The 19,296-nt window shown below is 45.3% G+C and carries 26 protein-coding genes; 2 read left to right on the top strand and 24 right to left on the bottom strand.

Annotated elements, in window-relative coordinates; all coding sequences use genetic code 11:
* Nucleotide 1: 1 nt before the first annotated feature.
* From HMPREF1985_RS04115 to rplS, 4 genes are all read right to left on the bottom strand, one after another.
* Nucleotides 2-493, bottom strand: a complete 492-nt coding sequence (locus tag HMPREF1985_RS04115) for an NUDIX hydrolase (protein WP_021771216.1) — start codon at nucleotides 491-493, stop codon at nucleotides 2-4.
* The gene (locus tag HMPREF1985_RS04110; RefSeq protein WP_040637027.1) at nucleotides 490-1,251 is read right to left on the bottom strand and encodes an exodeoxyribonuclease III; all 762 of its coding nucleotides are present in this window, start codon (nucleotides 1,249-1,251) and stop codon (nucleotides 490-492) included. The genes HMPREF1985_RS04115 and HMPREF1985_RS04110 overlap by 4 nt, the downstream gene beginning before the upstream one ends.
* Nucleotides 1,252-1,268: 17 nt before the next feature.
* Nucleotides 1,269-1,790, bottom strand: a complete 522-nt coding sequence (gene lepB / locus HMPREF1985_RS04105; RefSeq protein ID WP_021771214.1) for a signal peptidase I — start codon at nucleotides 1,788-1,790, stop codon at nucleotides 1,269-1,271.
* Between the two features lie 81 nt (nucleotides 1,791-1,871).
* A complete protein-coding gene (gene rplS, locus HMPREF1985_RS04100) occupies nucleotides 1,872-2,213 on the bottom strand; it encodes a 50S ribosomal protein L19 (protein WP_040637025.1) in 342 nt (113 codons plus the stop codon).
* Between the two features lie 182 nt (nucleotides 2,214-2,395).
* Between rplS and HMPREF1985_RS04095 the strand changes: the two genes are divergently transcribed.
* Nucleotides 2,396-2,860: a DUF441 domain-containing protein gene (locus tag HMPREF1985_RS04095; RefSeq protein WP_040637023.1), complete on the top strand. Its 465-nt coding sequence runs from the start codon at nucleotides 2,396-2,398 to the stop codon at nucleotides 2,858-2,860.
* On the opposite strand, the gene HMPREF1985_RS04090 is transcribed toward HMPREF1985_RS04095, so the two are convergent.
* The 19 genes from HMPREF1985_RS04090 to efp form a co-directional block, all read right to left on the bottom strand.
* Nucleotides 2,853-3,512 (bottom strand): MBL fold metallo-hydrolase, encoded by a 660-nt coding sequence (locus HMPREF1985_RS04090; protein ID WP_021771211.1) that lies wholly within the window; start codon nucleotides 3,510-3,512, stop codon nucleotides 2,853-2,855. The two genes, HMPREF1985_RS04095 and HMPREF1985_RS04090, sit on opposite strands and share 8 nt — an antisense overlap.
* Before the next feature lie 36 nt (nucleotides 3,513-3,548).
* Nucleotides 3,549-4,046 (bottom strand): HD domain-containing protein, encoded by a 498-nt coding sequence (locus HMPREF1985_RS04085; protein ID WP_040637021.1) that lies wholly within the window; start codon nucleotides 4,044-4,046, stop codon nucleotides 3,549-3,551.
* Nucleotides 4,047-4,064: 18 nt separating this feature from the next.
* Entirely contained in the window at nucleotides 4,065-4,688 is a 624-nt protein-coding gene (locus HMPREF1985_RS04080; RefSeq protein ID WP_021771209.1) for a histidine phosphatase family protein, read from the bottom strand.
* A complete protein-coding gene (cobD, locus tag HMPREF1985_RS10980; protein ID WP_071782667.1) occupies nucleotides 4,685-5,755 on the bottom strand; it encodes a threonine-phosphate decarboxylase CobD in 1,071 nt (356 codons plus the stop codon). The genes HMPREF1985_RS04080 and cobD overlap by 4 nt, the downstream gene beginning before the upstream one ends.
* Nucleotides 5,756-5,762: 7 nt before the next feature.
* The gene (locus tag HMPREF1985_RS04075; RefSeq protein WP_040637019.1) at nucleotides 5,763-6,623 is read right to left on the bottom strand and encodes a GHMP family kinase ATP-binding protein; all 861 of its coding nucleotides are present in this window, start codon (nucleotides 6,621-6,623) and stop codon (nucleotides 5,763-5,765) included.
* Nucleotides 6,608-7,381: an adenosylcobinamide-GDP ribazoletransferase gene (gene cobS, locus HMPREF1985_RS04070; RefSeq protein ID WP_040637017.1), complete on the bottom strand. Its 774-nt coding sequence runs from the start codon at nucleotides 7,379-7,381 to the stop codon at nucleotides 6,608-6,610. Before cobS ends, HMPREF1985_RS04075 begins: the two co-directional genes overlap by 16 nt.
* 28 nt (nucleotides 7,382-7,409) lie before the next feature.
* Nucleotides 7,410-9,125 carry a DNA repair protein RecN gene (gene recN / locus HMPREF1985_RS04065; RefSeq protein WP_021771205.1) on the bottom strand — a complete coding sequence of 572 codons (1,716 nt, stop codon included), beginning with the start codon at nucleotides 9,123-9,125 and terminating at the stop codon, nucleotides 7,410-7,412.
* A gap of 13 nt (nucleotides 9,126-9,138) precedes the next feature.
* Entirely contained in the window at nucleotides 9,139-9,597 is a 459-nt protein-coding gene (argR, locus tag HMPREF1985_RS04060; protein WP_040637015.1) for an arginine repressor, read from the bottom strand.
* A gap of 20 nt (nucleotides 9,598-9,617) precedes the next feature.
* Complete coding sequence (locus HMPREF1985_RS04055; RefSeq protein WP_040637013.1) at nucleotides 9,618-10,469, bottom strand: NAD(+)/NADH kinase; 852 nt, start codon at nucleotides 10,467-10,469, stop codon at nucleotides 9,618-9,620.
* A 12-nt stretch (nucleotides 10,470-10,481) separates the two neighbouring features.
* The gene (locus tag HMPREF1985_RS04050; protein ID WP_040637011.1) at nucleotides 10,482-11,288 is read right to left on the bottom strand and encodes a TlyA family RNA methyltransferase; all 807 of its coding nucleotides are present in this window, start codon (nucleotides 11,286-11,288) and stop codon (nucleotides 10,482-10,484) included.
* Between the two features lie 16 nt (nucleotides 11,289-11,304).
* Nucleotides 11,305-13,185, bottom strand: a complete 1,881-nt coding sequence (dxs, locus tag HMPREF1985_RS04045; RefSeq protein WP_040637009.1) for a 1-deoxy-D-xylulose-5-phosphate synthase — start codon at nucleotides 13,183-13,185, stop codon at nucleotides 11,305-11,307.
* A 14-nt stretch (nucleotides 13,186-13,199) separates the two neighbouring features.
* Nucleotides 13,200-14,075 (bottom strand): polyprenyl synthetase family protein, encoded by an 876-nt coding sequence (locus HMPREF1985_RS04040; RefSeq protein ID WP_040637072.1) that lies wholly within the window; start codon nucleotides 14,073-14,075, stop codon nucleotides 13,200-13,202.
* 6 nt (nucleotides 14,076-14,081) lie between these two features.
* Nucleotides 14,082-14,321: an exodeoxyribonuclease VII small subunit gene (gene xseB, locus HMPREF1985_RS04035; RefSeq protein ID WP_021771198.1), complete on the bottom strand. Its 240-nt coding sequence runs from the start codon at nucleotides 14,319-14,321 to the stop codon at nucleotides 14,082-14,084.
* A 1-nt stretch (nucleotide 14,322) separates the two neighbouring features.
* Entirely contained in the window at nucleotides 14,323-15,531 is a 1,209-nt protein-coding gene (gene xseA / locus HMPREF1985_RS04030; protein WP_040637007.1) for an exodeoxyribonuclease VII large subunit, read from the bottom strand.
* Between the two features lie 55 nt (nucleotides 15,532-15,586).
* A complete protein-coding gene (nusB, locus tag HMPREF1985_RS04025; protein ID WP_021771196.1) occupies nucleotides 15,587-16,018 on the bottom strand; it encodes a transcription antitermination factor NusB in 432 nt (143 codons plus the stop codon).
* Nucleotides 16,019-16,046: 28 nt separating this feature from the next.
* Nucleotides 16,047-16,289 carry a DUF2273 domain-containing protein gene (locus tag HMPREF1985_RS04020; RefSeq protein ID WP_021771195.1) on the bottom strand — a complete coding sequence of 81 codons (243 nt, stop codon included), beginning with the start codon at nucleotides 16,287-16,289 and terminating at the stop codon, nucleotides 16,047-16,049.
* A 13-nt stretch (nucleotides 16,290-16,302) separates the two neighbouring features.
* The gene (gene amaP, locus HMPREF1985_RS11290; protein WP_155943516.1) at nucleotides 16,303-16,872 is read right to left on the bottom strand and encodes an alkaline shock response membrane anchor protein AmaP; all 570 of its coding nucleotides are present in this window, start codon (nucleotides 16,870-16,872) and stop codon (nucleotides 16,303-16,305) included.
* A 16-nt stretch (nucleotides 16,873-16,888) separates the two neighbouring features.
* On the bottom strand, nucleotides 16,889-17,290 hold the full coding sequence (locus HMPREF1985_RS04010) for an Asp23/Gls24 family envelope stress response protein (RefSeq protein ID WP_040637005.1): 402 nt from the start codon (nucleotides 17,288-17,290) through the stop codon (nucleotides 16,889-16,891).
* Between the two features lie 143 nt (nucleotides 17,291-17,433).
* Nucleotides 17,434-17,991, bottom strand: a complete 558-nt coding sequence (gene efp, locus HMPREF1985_RS04005; protein WP_040637003.1) for an elongation factor P — start codon at nucleotides 17,989-17,991, stop codon at nucleotides 17,434-17,436.
* Nucleotides 17,992-18,190: 199 nt separating this feature from the next.
* Between efp and HMPREF1985_RS04000 the strand changes: the two genes are divergently transcribed.
* The gene (locus HMPREF1985_RS04000) at nucleotides 18,191-18,397 is read left to right on the top strand and encodes a hypothetical protein (protein WP_021771191.1); all 207 of its coding nucleotides are present in this window, start codon (nucleotides 18,191-18,193) and stop codon (nucleotides 18,395-18,397) included.
* A 52-nt stretch (nucleotides 18,398-18,449) separates the two neighbouring features.
* Here HMPREF1985_RS04000 and HMPREF1985_RS03995 read toward each other — a convergent pair whose 3' ends face one another.
* Nucleotides 18,450-19,292, bottom strand: coding sequence for an amidohydrolase family protein (locus HMPREF1985_RS03995; protein WP_040637001.1), 843 nt, complete (start codon nucleotides 19,290-19,292; stop codon nucleotides 18,450-18,452).
* Nucleotides 19,293-19,296 lie beyond the last annotated feature (4 nt).

Here is a 19,296-nt window from a genome sequence, read left to right as displayed (position 1 = left end):
GCTACTTGTTTGATCCTCTATACGGTGTTCCATCTAAAATCGTTTCGATCAGTTTATTGCCTTCATATCGAAGTTTAAGCGAAAAAACGGTTTTTTTCATCTCCATTAATCGGAAGAAAATCCTGTCGCCTTCCCATAATGGAAGCTCAAACATATTTTCCTTGTGTATCCATCTCAACTCTCCCTCACGACAGTCTTTTATCAATGTACCATGAAAAGCATCTGCTGTATACAGGAACATATACTCTGTCTGCCAGTGATCTGACTGAAAGGTAATGATGCCACGCAGATGAAATGAATCCAAAACAAATCCTGTCTCCTCGTAGGTTTCGCGCAGTAGACACTCTTCCGGCGATTCGTCGTGTTCAAAGTGTCCGCCTACCCCAATCCATTTGCCCTGATTGATGTCATTTTTTTTCTTGACGCGATGCATCATGAGATAACAGCCATCGTGTTCGATATAGCATAGCGTGGTCAAATTTGTCTTATTCATATAGAAGTAGCAATCTCCAAGCCAACGGGACAGTGATCACTGCCAAATATCTCGTTATGAATCGTTGCATCCAAAATAAACTCCCTGAATCGTGTGGACGCTACAAAATAATCAATTCGCCATCCGGCATTCGTATCTCTTGCCTTACGAAGATACGACCACCAAGTATAGACTGCTGTACGCGTCGGATAAAGTGTACGAAATGTGTCAATAAAGCCCGAATTCAAAAGCTCCGTAAACTTCGCGCGTTCTTCATTTGTAAAGCCGGCATTATGATGATTTGTTTTAGGATTTTTCAAGTCCATCTCTGTATGTGCGACATTGAGATCTCCGCATATAATGACCGGTTTTGCATCATCCAGTTTTTTTACATACGCACGAAATGCATCTTCCCACTCCATTCGATAAGAAAGACGCTCTAAGCCTCGTTTAGAATTTGGCGTGTATACGGTAACAAAAAAACAGCTTGGAAATTCCAAAGTAATGACACGCCCTTCGTGGTCGTGTTCCTCAATTCCTATTCCGTTTATAACATCCAACGGTTTGACTCGAGAAAAAACGGCTGTTCCAGAATAGCCTTTTTTCTCCGCGCTATTCCAATACTGTGTATAGCCGGGAAGATCCAAAATAGCCTGTTCAGGCTGCATTTTGGTTTCCTGCAAAGCAAAAATATCCGCATCAAGCTGCAGGAAACTTTCCATAAAACCTTTTTTCAAGCATGCACGCAAGCCATTTACATTCCAAGATATTAGTTTCATCGCCGTCTCCTTCAGCATCATGGCAATGCTTTGAATGCAGGAATTGGCCAAAATACCAAAACGGCCTTTCCTTTGATCAGGTGATAGGGAACAAACCCTACATCGGCAAAACGACTGTCTTCTGAGTTGTTCCGATTATCGCCCATGACAAACACCGTTCCATCAGGAACGACAGCCTTCGGATACTCACTGTGCGTCTTTTCGAGGATATAGTCCTCGTTCAACATCTTATCGTTGACGTAAACGCGCCCTTCTTTGATTTCGATCGTGTCGCCTGGTGTCGCAATTACGCGCTTGATAAAATCGCGGCTCGTATCGCGCGGGTATTGAAAAACTAGTATCTCCCCTTTTTCTGGAGCTCGTAATGCGTAAATGAATTTATTTACGACAAGCCGTTCGTGTGATTCGAGCGTAGGCCGCATGGACGGGCCATCAACAATATAGAGCTCGACAATAAAGGTTCGAATCACAAAGGCAAGAACAACAGCGACTAATATGGAAACAATCCAGTCTTTTGCTTCTTCTCCTAATGAACTCATCTATACCTCCATATTGATACGATAAAAAATCTGCATAACATAAAATAGGGACTGCATAAAGCAGTCCCTACCATGCGCAAATTAGCGCTTTTCTCTGATGCGAGCAGCTTTACCCGTGAGTTTACGCAGATAATAGAGCTTCGCACGACGAACAACGCCGCGGCGCACAACATCAATCTTCTCGATGCGCGGAGAATGCACGGGGAACATACGCTCCACGCCAACACCATAAGAGATTCGACGAACCGTGAATGTCTCGCGTACTCCAATCCCCTGGCGTGCAATGACGACGCCTTCAAACATCTGGATACGCTCACGCGTTCCCTCGACGATCTTTGCATGGACACGAACTGTGTCCCCTGGAGCAAACTTTGGAATGTCGTTGCGAAGCTGCTCCTTTTCTAGGATTTCGATGATATTCATTCTTTCCTCCTTACTGAAGATGTTCATGGCAAGCATTATGGCTCACACAGAGGACCATCCTTACCGCATAAGTCTAGCATACTCCGGATGCGATTTCAATACCTAAATTTTAAGTCGTATACGGATTTACTTGATTTCTCGATTTTTCGTCGTTAAAATAAGTGAAGTTGGAGGTGTTTGTTTTGTTAAGTGCATATATTACATTAGGCATCGTGTTTGTGTTGAGTTTGATCAGCCACAATATGACCGTTGTGTACGCAACTGGCATCGTGCTAGGACTAAAAGTGCTTGAATGGATTGGTTGGGCCGCAGGATTAGACACGCTTGGCTCACATGGACTAAATTGGGGAATCATCATTTTAACCGCTGCGATTCTTGTTCCGATAGCAAATGGAACCGTTACATTTCAGACCATGATTGACTCCTTTAAGACACCAATGGGCGTCATCGCTGTATTTGCCGGCATTTTAGCTGCCGTTGCAGGCGGCGGCGGCGTTTCTTTATTGAAGAGTTCACCCGAAGTTGTATCGGCTTTGATTATTGGAACGATGGTCGGTGTATTTTTTTTCAAAGGAATTGCGGTCGGCCCACTCATTGCGGGCGGTCTAACGTATTTTATCCTTTCGCTGTATGCACACTTCAAATAATTGGAATGACATCCTTTCGATCTTCAGCATACCACGGCATCTTTTTTTCCTCCGCTACAGTTGTCGGGTCAGAATGTCCTGACAATAATGTCGTTTCATCTGGCAATCGGAGGATTTTTTTCGTGATGCTCGCAAATAGCATTTCTTCGTTGCCACCATACATATCGGTGCGACCATAGCTTGATTTAAAAATGGTGTCTCCAACAAAAGCAACCGCATCGCTTTTACTGTAGTAAATTGCCCCATCTGTCGTATGACCGGGCGTTTCAATCAATTTGAGCTGAAAGGAGGGCGTTTCTTTCAGCGAAATGATTGTGCCGTCAACGAGATAATCCACATGGCTTAATGTGAGTGGTTCGCCAAAACTTTCTGAGAGATTCCATGTTGGGTTTTCGACATATTCGTATCCATGCTCGGACATTGTAACCGGTACTTTCAGCATGCTCTGTAGCTGTGCTACAGCACCGATATGGTCAAAATGCCCATGCGTTAACAGGATGCGCTCTATTGTAAATTTATGTTCCTGGATAATGCGATAAAGCCTGTCCGCTTCCGCGCCCGGATCAATCAAGAAGCCGTGCTGATCACCGTCATGGATAAAAAAATACGCATTCGTTGTAATGTATGCCGTAACGGGCACTTGCAAAATCATTCATACAACCCCCTTCTCTATGTTGTTGCCAGTGCCTTATGCACTAGCTAAGCCATAAAATTGGTTTAATAAATGGATTCCCGTTTTCGTCCGAAAAACGTTTTGCCGAAATGCAAGAATCCCATTTTGTGAAACCTTATCTTCAAACGCATTGACAAGAAAGTCCGATTCAAGAAGAATTTGATAATCCATGCCATCCACATTTTGATAGGTATGGTGGTGTCCAATAAGATAGCAAACGCGTTCGATTACAGGGGATGAATACCCTATTTTTTTTAGTAAATGTTTTGCCGGAAGCGGCCCCTCTTTTTCTTGGTATACGCCGGCCGTACTATGATACTTCTCTTCTGCTGCATGGATTCCGATGTCGTGCAGAATGGCTGCGATTTCAAGCGTTTCCTGTACATCCGAAGGAATCTTTTCTTCACGGCCAATCAATGCAGCAAAGGCATGCACTTTCATAAAATGTTGAATACGCTTCGCATCGCCTTTATCAAAAGTGATCATTTCCATGACAATCGAATCCAAGTTCATTGCTATTACCTCATCCAATCATTCTGAATCCATTTGCAGATGCGCCGTTCCATTCATTAATTCCACCGTGGGTACGAAATCATCGTACCGAACAATATTGACAGCCGTATTAAACTGACGGATTCGCCATACACAGCGCAATGGAATACAAAGCTGCGCCGTTAGAATCGTTCGTAAAATCGCACCATGCGCAACGATAGCAATCGTTTTCTCTTCGGCTCCTTCCTCCTGCAAAATTGCATTGAGGCGATTCATGGCACGGTCTTGCACTTGCCGAAACGTTTCTCCTTGTGGAATTTGCAGCATATCAGGATGCTGGAAAAAGTTTTCCAAAGCTTTTGGCCAGCGCTGGACGATTTCTTCATAAGTAAGTCCTTCCCATGCACCAAAACTGAGCTCGCGAAATGCTTCTTCGCACTGAACGGACAGACCGAAAGGTCTTGCAATGATTTCAGCCGTTTTGGTTGCTCGCTGGAGATCACTGGCGTAAATTGCATCCAATCGCTCGGCGGGAAAATGTTCAGCGAGCTTTTTTGCCTGTTTCATGCCTTCCTCGCTTAATGCAATATCGGATTGTCCTTGATAACGCCCTTCCATGTTCCACTTTGTTTGCCCGTGACGAATTAAAACTAATCGTATCATATCAAAATCGCCTCCATTGCCTGCAGCAACCGTTCATTTTCCTTTCTGTTGCGCACCGCTATACGAATGAATCCATCGGCAAGCCCAGGATAATTTGAACAATCGCGTACTAAAATCCCATATTCACGAAGTTTTACAGAAAATGCATGGCTCGTTAATTTCGTTCCTTGTATAGACAGCAGGATAAAATTCGCATTTGAATGATATGCATGCACGCCTTTTAAGTCTTTTATCCGTTCCAAGAGATAGTCGCGTTCATTCTGTAAAAGGATACGGCTTTCCTCTTGATAGTCTCGTGTGCTTAAAGCTGCAATACCCGCTTTTTGTGCTAATAAATTGACATTCCATACATCTTTTCCACATGACAAGTGCCTGCATACAGAGGGATTCGCTATACCAAACCCTAACCGCAATCCGGGAAGCGCGTAGAACTTCGTCATGGATTGAATTACGAAAAGTTTTGGATCGTCGCTTACGAGATGGCGAAGCGTCTTCTGTTCTCGCGAATGACAAAAATCCAAGAAGGATTCGTCGACAATAAGCCATTTTTCATGAGCAGCACAGAACTGTACTAATGGAAGCAATTCACTGCGGTCAAATGAAGTTCCAGTCGGATTGTTCGGATTTCCTAAAATAAGGCACTCCGCTGTTTTCAGATCCGCTATAAGTGCTTTGAGATTCAAGGAAAAATTTTGTTCCGGCATAAGCCGATGGTATCGTACGACGCATCTTGCTGCTAGTGCGGCTCGTTCATATTCACTGAACGATGGAATTGGCAAAAGGATCGTGCGCGGTCGATACGTGTAAAAGAATAAATAAAATAGTTCCGCTGCACCATTTCCGAGAAGAATCGTATTTTCAGGTACTTCGTAGTGCATGGAAATGGCTCTTTTAAGCGCGAGCGCATTGGGGTCTGGATAATGCACGATATCATCGATATTCATTTCAACGGCACGCCGAACAGCAGGAGACAACCCGCAAGGATTGATATTGGCAGAAAAATCCAGCCAGCTTCCAACAGGAGATGGCTCATATATATTTCCACCGTGAGCAAACCGATCCATCATATGCCTCCTATATGATTCGATAAATTCCTCCAGGAATCAGGTGTGTTTGCTTGATATACGTCAGGTGTGGAAATTTCGCTGCGATGCGCATTGCATAATTGTTCAAATCCGTTTTCTCTGATTCGTTATTATGCCAAAGCACGCCGAGTACGGTTCCGCTATGCGCAATGCATACGCCTAAAGCTCCTTCTCGTTTCACGAGCTCCAAGATTTCGGACAGATGATCCTTATGCAGTATGTTTTGGTGTGCCAATGCACTTATAGTAGCAGCTTCAGCAATGCTCTCATCCGTGCCTTGCCGAAGAAGATGCAAGGCTTTTCCCATAAAGGATTCTTTTTGCGCAACTCGTTCTGTCAGATCTTCTTGTTGATTGAACACGACTGTGTCAATTTCACCGCCCGTATCAAATATACTGATCTGAAAAGTTGGAATGTGTGAAAAATACTCTATGATTTCGCCTGAAAGATAATCGAGCCTTACGATATTAGGAAGAAATGTTCCGTCCGTTGGCTCTATTGCAGCAGCGAGTTGTAAGATTTGATGAAACGATAACGGTATTCCGAAAGCTATGGAAACAGCTGAGGCAACAGCACTTATATCCGCACTAGAAGATGCCATGCCTTTTCCATGCGGCAATTCCGATGTAAGCTGTATCCCAAATGGGAATTCTTCCTTCCCTAACAGCGACATGGTTCGCTCAAGCGACATAAGGGATTTTCTTCCAAGTCCGTGAATGCCTTCGATTGCATCGGAAATGCGTACTTCCGTATAGCAATCAATTGGACAGGTTACTAAAAATGGTTTTCCCGCCAAGCTTCCCTGTACGAGCTCACCACAAGATCCCGGAACTCTTACCACGATTTCCATAGGAGCAACATGCCTCCTGGCAACCAATGTGCTGCAAAGAATACAAATAATACCACGGTCTCGGTCAAAATCTCAACTGCACCGTATACATCGCCTGTTAATCCGCCTAGACGACGTGCTGCATACGTGGAAAAAAACCATGCAAAAGATAGCCCCGCGAAAAGGGCGTATATCGCCGCCGGTCCCCATGGAATGACAAAGAGCACCGTACTTATCGCTGCAATGAGCACTGTTTTCCCATTTGCATGATCGGAAAACGCCTTTCCCATCCCCTCTTCACGTGCATACGAAAAAAAGGATATCGCAAGAACCATCGCCATGCGCCCAACTATTGGCATAACAAATAATGTGGTCATGATGAGCAGCAAGGGGGTATCGCGAAGCAGAGACCAATTTATCATCATAAGCATAACAAAAGCAACCACGCCGAACGAGCCGACACGGCTGTCTTTCATGATTTCCAGCATGCGGTCACGCTCACGGCCAGAAAAAAGACCATCCATTGTGTCCATGAAACCATCGCAATGAAGAGCTCCTGTCAGAAGAACCGGCAAAATGACGAGAGTAGTCGTTACGACATTCGACCATCCAAATATGGCAATCAAACACCATGACGCAAGCATATAGAGAATTCCCAAAACAAGTCCGACCAAAGGAAAATATCGTGTGCTTCTACCAAAATCTGCTGCTCTCAAATTCCTCTGCTTGATGATATGTATGCGTGTTAAAAATTGAAGCGCGACAAGAAAATAATGCAATGATCTATCCTCCAAATTTGAACTTTTCCTACATCTTTTTCTGTGCGAAAGTCTGTTTTTTCGCTCGTGCATGAGAAAGCATTTCTCGGGCATTTTCGAGTGAGGCAGCGGTCATGTCTGCGCCGGATGCCATACGCGCGATTTCAGAAATCTGTTCTCGCTCGGACAGCAACATGATATTCGTAACAGTCGTCCCATTTTGCATTTTTTTGGCAATATAAAGATGTGCATCCGCCATACAAGCGATTTGTGGCAGGTGTGTAATGCAAAGTACTTGTTTGTATTGTGCAACAAGGGCAATGCGTTCCGCCACCATCTGCGCTGTTCGACCGCCAATGCCTGTGTCAATTTCATCAAATACCATACTGGGAACCGATCCATCATGCGAAGCGGAAACAACCTTTATAGCGAGTGCGATACGAGATAACTCGCCTCCCGATGCAACTTTTTGTAATGATTTCATATTTTCGCCAAGATTTGCAGAAAAATACATCAAAATCTTATCGCATCCATGCAGTGTATAGTTTCCTGTCGGTTCAACCTTGATCTGAAAGCGTGCTTTCGGCATCCCAAGCGATTGAAGCTGATCGCCGATCTCGCGAGAAAGTTTCGTTGCCGTCTCTAAGCGCAATTTCGTCAGATATACGGCATGCTCTTTCATTTTTTCTGCATACTTCGCGATTGCCTGTTGAAGTGCTTCCATATCCGCATCGTAATTTTCGATCATAGATAATTCTTTTTGCACATTCTCTTGATACACGAGAACGTCAGTTATTGTTGCACCGTATTTCTTGCGCAACCGATAAAGAACATCCATACGGCGCTGCAGTTCATTGAGACGTTCTGGATTAAACTCCATAGACTCGCCGTAGTCGCGTATCTCGTAGGAAGCCTCTTGCAAGGAAACAAACGCCTCTTCTACGATTTTTTGTGCATTCGTTAACGTATCATCATAGCGGCTCATATCGGAAAGGTTCTTTTGGATTGTCGAAAGTGCCGATAAAATCCCTATGTGCCCTTTGTTTGATGTATTTAGAAGATTATACGATTCCTCCACAAAACCTGCAATCTTTTCCGCATGTGACAGTTTACGCAATTCATTTTCTATGGCCTCATCTTCACCATCCTTGAGCTGTGCATCGGTAATTTCTTTATTTTGCCAGTGCAGCATATCGAGCCTTTGTTCATATTCGCGTGATGCCTGTTCTTTTTCAATGTATTCTTTTGATAATTTCTGCCACATCGCATAGCTGTCCGCGTACCGTTTTAATGCTGCTGCGATCCTGGACTCATGCGCATCGACGAGACGAAATTGGTTCTCTTCCTTTAAGAGCGCTAGATTCTCGTTCTGTCCATGTATATCTACAAGCAGTGCCCCCATTTGTTTCAATGCGGCAAGTGTGATATGGCGTCCGTTGACAAGAACTGTGCCACGTCCATTTCGCGCAACTTGACGTGTTACGATTAGCATCCCGTCTTCCATGTCAATCGATTGGTCTTTGAGGAACGCATGAAGCGATGGCATATCCTCTTCTACGACAAACACCGCTTCCACACGGAGCCAATCGCATCCCGTGCGAACGGCATCAGCAGAAACACGTTGCCCTAAGATTGCTCCAAGTGCATCAATCAGAATCGATTTTCCGGCGCCTGTTTCACCGGTTAGGATATTGAGTCCGTGCTTAAATTCCACTTGCACGTGTTCAAGCAAGGCAAAATTCCAAACCGTAAGTGTCTTTAGCATGGCAAGCTCCCTTTCAATCCTGTGGCAAAAAGTCCATGAGACGCTTCTGAATAATAGGAGCTGATTCCTTTGGCTTGACGACGACGAGGATACTGTCATCGCCTGCAACCGTTCCTATGATTTCCGGCCACTTGCAGTAATCAATAGCGGCCGCTACCGTATTGGCACCTCCTGGAAGCGTTTTTACAACGAGGAGGTTTTCACTGTAATCACAAGCTGTAATCGTATCAGAAAAGATGCGCTCCATACGTTCTTTTGTAAAAAAGAATTGCTCTTGTGCCGGTGAAGCATAACGATAACGGCCATCCCCTATCGGAACCTTTATGAGCATAAGTTCTTTGATATCGCGTGAAACAGTTGCTTGCGTTACTTTGATACGGCGCTTGCGCAGTTCTTCTGCAAGCTCGTCCTGCGTTTCGATAATCTCTTGTGCAATGATATCGCGAATCACTTCTAGACGCCTGTCTCGCATTGCTTGTTCCTCCTCGTTTATCAACTATTTTTCCATAACTTCGTCTTTAATAGCTGATAGTAGTTTTTATCCTCAAACTTTATGATATTTGCCTGTGCATCTGACTTTTGAACCTTGATGGATTCATCAGACAGCAAGCGGTAGCTCTCCTGCCCATCAAATGTAACAATAATATCCTGCTGAACCGCTGCAATTTGAATGAGTACAGATTCATTTTCTCCAATGACAAAGGGGCGGAAATTGAAGGTGTGCGCACAGATTGGTGTTACTAGAAGCGCGCGGACATTCGGGTTCATAATCGGTCCTCCCGCTGAAAGCGAGTAAGCAGTGGAGCCTGTAGGGGTTGAAACAATGATGCCATCCGCCTTGCATTCCATCAAATGTGTATTGCTAATACTCAAGTCTAGCCGAAGCATGCGCGCTACGCCACCCTTGGTGACGACAATATCATTAATAGCATGACCAAGGAATCGCTCGCCCTGTGCGGATACGATACTGCCGGATAGCAATAGACGATGCTCTATGTAATATGCGCCATCGAGAATTTTTTGCAATTTCATTTCAAGCTCATTGGTCTCAATATCTGCCATAAAGCCAAGTGTGCCAATGTTGATGCCACATACAGGGACAGGCGAATGGCTATAGCGCCGGCATACGCCGAGCAGCGTGCCATCGCCACCAATGCTAAGTGCAAGATCTGCCGGTTCATGTTCGATATTCGATACGCCATATTCCGCTCGATCAAAAAAACAAGCCGTGTTTTCTGCGAGTATGATGCGCACGTCTTTGTTGGAAAAAAAAGAAAGGATTCGATCAAGAATAAAATGTGATTCTGTTTTCTGTTCATTCGGAAAAACCGCTATCGTCAGCATGGGATCAACTCCTCACCTATCCAGTGCCGTATGAGCGGCTCTGACAATCTCTGCAACATTTAATAGCGGGGGTCTCATCCCATGCTCAGTTCGCTTCAAATGGGCAAGGTATTCAATATTTCCCTCAGGTCCTTTTACCGGTGAAAACGTCAGTGCCACAGGAACTAAGCCTATTTCATTTGAGAATGCCATGATTTTCTGAATGACATCTTCTTGCACCTGGGGATCTCTTACGACACCTTTTTTTCCGACATATTCACGCCCAGCTTCAAATTGTGGCTTGATGAGCGCAACCACCTCTCCTTTTGCATTTAACAAAGAAAACGCAACGTCGAGAACTTTTGTCAAAGAAATAAATGCAACATCGATGGAAGCAAAATCCAGTAATTCTCCAATCACTTCCGACGTGACCTTTCGAATATTTGTGCGTTCCATATTGATGACGCGTTCATCCGTACGAAGCTTCCATGCCAACTGTCCATATCCGACATCAATTGCAAACACCTTTCTGACACCATTTTGCAGCATACAGTCTGTAAACCCGCCAGTAGAAGCACCGATATCCGCTGCTACCTTCCCCCTCAGTGCAAGCGGGAACGTACGTATCGCCTTTTCAAGCTTAAGACCGCCGCGACTGACATAAGGGATATCGCTTACGAGAAGGCGTATCTTCACTTCCGGCTTAACAAGCGCTCCTGCTTTATCGACCTTTTGTTCATCGACAAGCACCTCGCCAGCCATAATCATACGTTTGGCCCGTTCACGGCTTGCGACGAGTCCTCTGTTTACAAGCAGTGAATCTAAACGTCCTTTTTTCATGCGAATCCTTTTCTTCTTAAATCAATTCATGCAAGCGATGAAAAATCCGCTCTGCCATCTGAACAGGCTGAAGACCGCAGAGGGAAAGCAGTTCATCATGTGTCCCTTGTTCAATAAACGCATCAGGGATTCCAAATCGTAGAAGCGAAACATTTTGGTTCGTATCAGCAAGATACTCCAATACAGCAGAGCCGAATCCTCCCGCAAAGACATTTTCTTCCATCGTAACGAGAAGTTTTTTCTGAACGGCAAGAGATGAGATTCGATCTGTATCCAAAGGTTTTACAAAACGCATATTGATGACCGTTGCTGAAATGCCTTGATCTTCTAAGATAGCAGCTGTCTTTTGTGCTGCATCGACCATGGAGCCGACAGCAAGAAGCGCGATGTCTTTTCCTTTTCGCAAGAGTTCCGATTTTCCGATTTCTACATCATGAAACGAATCGGTCAATGCAACACCAAGCCCTGCACCGCGTGGATAGCGGATCGCTGTCGGCGTATTCAATTTTAGTGCAGCAGATAACATTTGCCGAAGTTCTTCTTCATCCTTTGGAACAAGAATCGTCATATTAGGAATCTGCCGCAAATAGGAAAGATCGAATACGCCATGATGAGTGGGACCATCCTGCCCAACAAGCCCCGCACGATCCAAACAAAGTGTCACGGGCAAGTTCTGAAGGCATACGTCATGGATGAGTTGATCAAAGGCACGCTGTGCAAATGTCGAGTAAAGTGCAATGACAGGATGCAATCCATCCGCAGCCATACCTGCTGCCATCGTTACAGCATGTTCCTCGGCAATGCCAACATCAAAAAAACGATCTGGAAACCGTTCGCCAAAATCTTTTAACCCTGTTCCTGTAGGCATTGCTGCCGTAATCGCAACGATATCACGTCGGCTTTCCGCAAGATCTATCAAAGTCCGGCTAAAGATTGACGTAAATGATGGTGCGCTAGAAGCGGATTTGATTGGTTTTCCTGTATCGAGATCAAACTTGCCAATTCCATGAAATTTTTCAGGCTCTTTTTCAGCAGGAAGATATCCCTTTCCCTTCCGCGTATGAATATGGATAAAAACAGGGCCTTCCATTTCTTTCGCGTTTGCAAAAACATCTTGAAGCAATGGTATATTATGACCGTCAATCGGTCCGCTGTAATGGAACCCCATTTCTTCAAAGATGCTTCCGGGGATCATGGCAAATCGCAGCCCATCCTTTATATGACTGGCAGTTCGATAGACAGTATCTCCGATATGCGGGATGCTCATCAAAAGATTTCCCATATCTTTCTTGATGCGGTTATACTGTGGTGCGATGCGAAGACGCGCGAGGTATTCGCTCATGGCTCCAACATTTGCATCAATCGACATCTCATTATCGTTCAAAATGACAATGAGATGCGTGCCAAGTGAACCGGCATTATTGAGTGCCTCGTAGGCCATTCCCCCCGTCAATGCACCATCGCCGATGACTGCAATAATTTGGTTATTCCGCTTTGCTATATCGCGCGCAATCGCCATGCCGAGTGCAGCGGAAATTGATGTGCTTGCGTGACCGACACCAAATGCATCATAAGCCGATTCCATGCGATTGGGAAACCCCGTTATACCGCCCTTTAGACGCAATGTAGCAAAGCGGTCACGGCGTCCCGTCAAAATCTTATGTGCGTATGCTTGATGTCCAACATCCCATATCAACTTATCCTTCGGAAACTGAAACACACTATATAATGCGAGTGTAAGCTCGATTGTTCCCAAATTCGGTGCTAGGTGCCCCCCGTTTGCTGCAACGGTCTCAGTGATGAATTGACGTAGCTCACGTGCAAGAGCCTCTAATTCAAAAAGAGAAAGTTTTTTCACATCGTCTGGTTCATTGATTTTTCCCAGCAATGGGTACATAAAATGCCCCTCCATCATTTTTCCCGATTCACGAGATACGAAACAAGATCTCGTAAGAAATCTGCCTTCTTGCCAAATGAATCGAGAGATCGTAATGCATTTTGGACAGCATCCGAAGCCAGTTCCCTTGCTCTTTTGAGAGAAGTAAGCGTAACATACGTTGACTTATCGTTACGCACATCGCTTCCCACTGGTTTTCCAATGAGCGTTTCGTCTCCTGTGACATCAAGTATGTCATCCGTAATTTGGAATGCGAGCCCAAAATGCTCTGCATAGTCCGTAAGTGCAAGCAGTTGCCCCTTGCTTGCTCCGCCAAGAATCGCGCCGCTTCGAATCGAGGCGCGGAAAAGAGCTCCCGTCTTCCCCATGTGCATGGCACGAAGTGTCTTCATGTCGATTTTCTTGCCTTCTGAAACGAGATCTAGCGCCTGCCCTCCTACCATGCCGCTTGCTCCCGCAGCAGTACTTATTTCTCGAACGACACGAACAAGCGTATCATTTGAAACGCCTTCCTGGCGAAGGATGACTTCAAAAGCAAGTGTCAGAAGTGCATCGCCTGCCAAAACAGCCATGCCATCGCCATAAACCTTATGATTTGTTTTGCGACCACGACGATAATCGTCATTATCCATTGCGGGAAGATCATCATGGATCAAAGAGTAGGTATGGATCATTTCGATTGCGCACCCAGTTGTGACAAAATCCGTTCCCCTTGCTCCAACTGCATCTGCTGCTGCCATGAGCAACACAGGACGCAGTCGCTTGCCGCCTGCCAAAAGACTATAACGCATGGAAGCAGATAACGTTTCTTCAATTTCTACGGTACGTTCCAATTCGTGTACAAGTTGCTTTTCTATGAATCCTTTCCTATCCTGCCATAGTCCCATCATCATAGATTATTCTCCCTCAATTATTAATTTGGATGTCTCAACATCTCCTGCAGGATCTTTTATGAGCAAATCCATTGTCTTTTCTGCACGTTCCAAGGCCTTGATGCAGTTTTGGGACAGCTCGACACCTTCCGAATAATTCGCCATCAATTCTTGCAATGAGGCATCGCCATTCTCCATTTTTTCGACAATTTCCTCGAGACGCTGCAGCGCCTCTTCGAAAGAAATTTCTTTTTTTCTAGGCATTTCACATCGTCCTTTCTGCTGGTTGAATTGAATCGACGCGCACGGCAAGGCGTCCGTCTTTCATGCACAATGAAAGCAACGATCCACATACCACATCGCGAACACTCGTAACAGATGTTCCATCTCGTTCCACCATCGCATAGCCTCGCATGAGCACTTGTGCCGGGCTAAGCATATCGAGTTTCTTTAGAGCCAATTCCAGTCGATGCTGTTTTGCCTGCATATTTTTTTCCAGCAGCGCATCGAATTGCTCCATCGTGCGGTCAAGTCGTTCACGTCGTGCAGCAAGAAGCATTTCTGGAGTCCGAAACAATGTATGTCCAAGGCATGCGTTTAATTTTAGCCGCTTCGTATCCATACAACGGCGTGCCTGTTCACGCAAACGAGTCTTTATGACACGAACGTAGCGCAAAAGCTCGTAATGATCTGGGACAGCCAATTCTGCAGCTTGCGATGGAGTCGCTGCTCGTACGTCGCTCGCAAAATCAGAAAGTGTAACGTCCGTCTCATGTCCTACTGCTGAAATAACGGGAATATCAGACTCGTAAATGGCTCGCACGACACATTCCTCATTAAATGCCCATAAATCTTCCATAGAGCCTCCACCACGGCCAACGATCAAGACATCGACGGGAAATGCACGATTGAAAAAAGTAATACCCTTTGCAATTTGTGTTGCGGCGTCATCGCCTTGTACTTGAACAGGATAAAGTACAAGCTGTATTGATGGCCAACGACGTTTCGAGACATGAAATATATCTCGAAGAACAGCTCCAGACTGTGAAGTTACGATCCCGATTCGCTTAGGAAATGGGGGAAGAACCTTTTTTTTCGAAATGTCAAAGAGCCCTTCCGCCTCCAATTTCTTCTTGAGCTGCTCAAAAGCAAGCGCCAGTTCCCCTGTCCCTTCTGGAATCATTTGTTCAACGTAAAGCTGATAGAGACCATCGCGTTCATAAACAGAAACGGTTCCCGTCAAGACAACTTTCATTCCGTTTTCGGGTACAAAACGCACTCCCTGCGCCCGACTTCGAAACATGACACATTTCAGGCAAGATGCAGCATCCTTTAGGGTGAAGTAACAATGCCCGGATGCATACTTTTTGAAATTCGATAGTTCGCCGCATACTTGAAGATTGCGCAATACGTTTTCTCGGTCGAAAAGCCGTTTAATATAGCGTGTCAAATCACTAACGCTATGAACTGCCACCTATATCTCGCCTCCTAGAAAAAAAAGCCAGACCTTCGTCTAGCATTTCCATAGATCAATGCGCAGCTTTTAGAACGGCACCTAAGATTCCATTTACATAGCGGGCAGAATCGTCGGTCCCATACTTTTTCGCAAGCTCTACCGCTTCGTTTATCGCAATATTCGGCTTGAGTTCCATATCAGAGAAAAGCATTTCATAGAGAGCCATTCGAATCAGGTTTCGATCTACCGTCGCCATCCGTTCAATTTTCCACTCCCGAGATGTATCGGCAATACGAGCATCAATCGCAATGAGATTCTTACGCGTTCCGTGTACAAGGCTTTCAATGAATGCACGATCTTTTTCATGGAGCTTTCTACACTCACTCAATGCGGCATCAATCGCAAGCGTCTCGTACATCATTTCCTGCTCTGGTACGTCTGCATGATTCAAATCCAACTGAAAAAGGGCTTGCAGTGCAACCTCTCTTGCTTGTCTACGACTCATGGATTACCTTCCTTACCCCTTGCCCGTATCAACGAAAGCGATGAAATCGTTCCGGCAAATACCGCTCAATTGTCTCAAATATGTCCTCTCCACAGTCAATCTTCGTTCCAATCCAAAGCCCTAAAAGCCCACAAGCAAAGACAAATACAGTATGCCAAAATCCGATGAAAAGGACAGCTGCACCAAAGACCATGCCCGCCACAAGGCCAATCGTCCTGTTGGAATGGCCTTGAAATAGGGCTTCCGCAATACGCCTCAGTTCCTCTTTCATTCTGTCCCTCGCTTTAGACGACACGGTGCTTGCGAATCGGTGCAGCATCCGTTATGCCAACAATTTTTACGTAAATCGGCACGTCCGTAAGCCCAAGCGTCTGTGCTAACTGCTCACGAACGCGCGCCGAGACGGTTTCGGACAGTGCTGCAACGTTCTTTTCCTGTCCGATGATGAGTCGCAGTGAAACAGAGATGGCAGCTCCGTCCTTCGCTTTTTGCATTGTGATATGCGATTTTGTGTCACGCACGCCGCCAATCAATCCAACGGTGCGATTCACAAGATCACGAATCGCATCCATTGCCACGCCTACTGAACCCATCGATCCAGTCACGGCAAGGAATTCTCCATGAGTCGTTTCTCTCGAACCACTTCTAGAAAACGTGCAAGCCAACAGACGAAACGCGACACAAAAAAGTACAAGCGATGCAATGACTGTCTCCTGCTGCCTCAATGCAAAACGAATTTCATTGAGCCATAATCGTTCTGGCACAATACCGAGTGAACAAGTAAGAACCGCTGCCGATACAAGGAATAAGACAAGCGTCCCAATCAACAGAAAAAATCGATTGACAAATCCCATCGCACAGCCTCACTAATTAGCGCACACGTACTTCTTCTGCTTTCGGCTCTTCTTCGGGGAAGCCTACGCCTTGGACATGAATGTTGACCTCGACAACCGAAAGCCCCGTCATCGTTTCAATAGCCTGTTTTACATTTTCTTGTGCAGCAAGTGCAATATCGGGAATGCGCACTCCGTACTTAACGATAATGTAAAGATCGACTGCAGCTTCCTTTTCACCGACCTCAACTTTGACTCCCTTTGCAAAGTTTTTGCGACCGAGCATTTCCGCAATGCCACCCGCAATGCCGCCACTCATACCTGCAATGCCCTCGACCTCCGTAGCAGCGAGCCCAGCGATGATACTGACGACTTCATCGGCAATACGGATTGCACCGAGAGAAGAATCCTTTCTTGCAACTTCTTTTTCGTTCGACATGATATGCCTCCTTACCCCATACATTTCAACTGTCTTAACTTATTTGTACTAATTCGCGGACGATGCGCTTGATTCCTTCTGATACGAATAAGAAATAAAGCTGTCATAACCTACTCGGTACGGCAGCTTTATGAAGCAGACGATCAAGCACGCTCGATATAGTTGCCCGTGCGCGTGTCGATGCGAAGCGTATCCCCTTCATTGACAAAGAGAGGAACGCGTACTTCATAGCCCGTCTCGACCTTTGCCATCTTTGTTGCTCCCGTTGCTGTGTTGCCTTTGACGCTCGGCTCACACTCGGTGACCTTCAAATTAACCGAGTTGGGAAGAGAAATGCCAATAATACGCCCCTTAAACGTCTGAAGCGAAACTTCCATATTCTCCATGAGATAATTCAATGCATCACCGAGCTGATCCTTGTTCAGTTCCGTTTGCTCATACGACTCCGTGTCCATGAAGGTATACATCCCATCTGCTTCGTAAAGATACTGCATATTGCGTGTCTCGAGATGCGCAGCAGGCATTTTTTCATTTGGATTGAACGTGCGCTCAACAACAGCGCCTGTTTCAACATTCTTGATCTTTGTGCGAACGAAAGCAGCGCCCTTTCCTGGCTTCACATGCTGGAAATCGACAATCTGCCATACGCCGCCGTCGATCTCAATGGTGAGCCCCGTGCGAAAATCCGTACTGTTAATCATTAGCTTACGCCCTCCAAGCATCGAAATCATACTGTATTTTCATATTATAATAGACGACATCCCTTACGTCAAGCATGCATGCAGATCATGCACGTCCCCATACGCCTACAAAAAAGTAGATACTCTATGAAAACAACAAGGAAATCTCACCATTACGTCGTATTATATAAATGAGACTTGATGGAAAGAGGTGACATCCATGACAGACAAAGAAATTGAGACGCTCGTGTCGAAAAAGCTCAATGATGCTTATCATTCGGAGGAGCACCCAAAGAAATTTTTCTTGACCGAAAATGGTCGCGGTGTTGTCGATGGCGGTGATATGTACAATGCCTTGCTTGAGGATATGATGCGTATCATGCAAAAGGCAACGACAGACATCCTAAAAGAAGCCCTCCAAAAGTGAGTCTTACGAAAAGCCCCGATGGGATTTGCTTCCATTGGGGCTTTGTGTATCGTCAGACATTTGGTTTCACTAAAAAGATTGCTGGATTCAATCCATAAATACGAATTGCATTTCGATAAAATACGTTTTCCCATTCCTCTTGTGGAATAACGTGCTTTATAAATGCAATGTAATCGCCGAGATTAGCCAGTGGCCAGTCTGTTCCAAACAGAAAACGTTCGTAACAATCCAAATACGCAAGCCATCCCTTCAGCATTTCGATATAAAATCGCTTCTTTTTCAAAAAAGACCCAAAGTCTGAAATTTTCCCTTCCAGCATGCCGGAGAGATCCGCTGCGACGTTTGGGTTTTTTTCCATAACGGCAATCGCGTCCGAGAACCAAGGCTCTCCCAAATGACACATAACGAACTGCACATCACGAAATTTTGTTGCGGCTTCGTCCATTACCATTGGATGGCTGTATTTCAGAAGCGCGCTGTCCGTTGCAGTAAGTCCCGTATGAACCGCAACAGGCTTTTTATAAGAAGCCGCCAATTTATAGAGTGGTGCCAGTCTATCATCTGAAATGTAAAAGTAGCTATAGCCCGGATAAAGTTTTGCGCCAACACAATTCGGATTGTTAAAATGCTGTTCTATATAGGGCAGACTTTCTTGGATATCATCCAGTCCATACAAGCGACTGTCCAGTCCCACACAATACGAATGAAACGATGCATACTGCGGATGCGTGTTGCTAACGGGCAGATTTCCCATGACTACACCATGGACAATGCCATGCGTACGGTACTGTTCTTCCAAATGCTGCATATTGTTCTCGTGGTTTGCAGCTTGGGCAATTTCATCAAAATATGGATCTTCTCCAACATGTAGATGCGCATCGATTATCTTTAGCATTAGA

This window comes from Mitsuokella sp. oral taxon 131 str. W9106 (assembly GCF_000469545.1).
Classification (GTDB): Bacteria; Bacillota; Negativicutes; order Selenomonadales; family Selenomonadaceae; genus AWVT01.
This window is presented reverse-complemented; position numbering and strand designations above follow the sequence as displayed.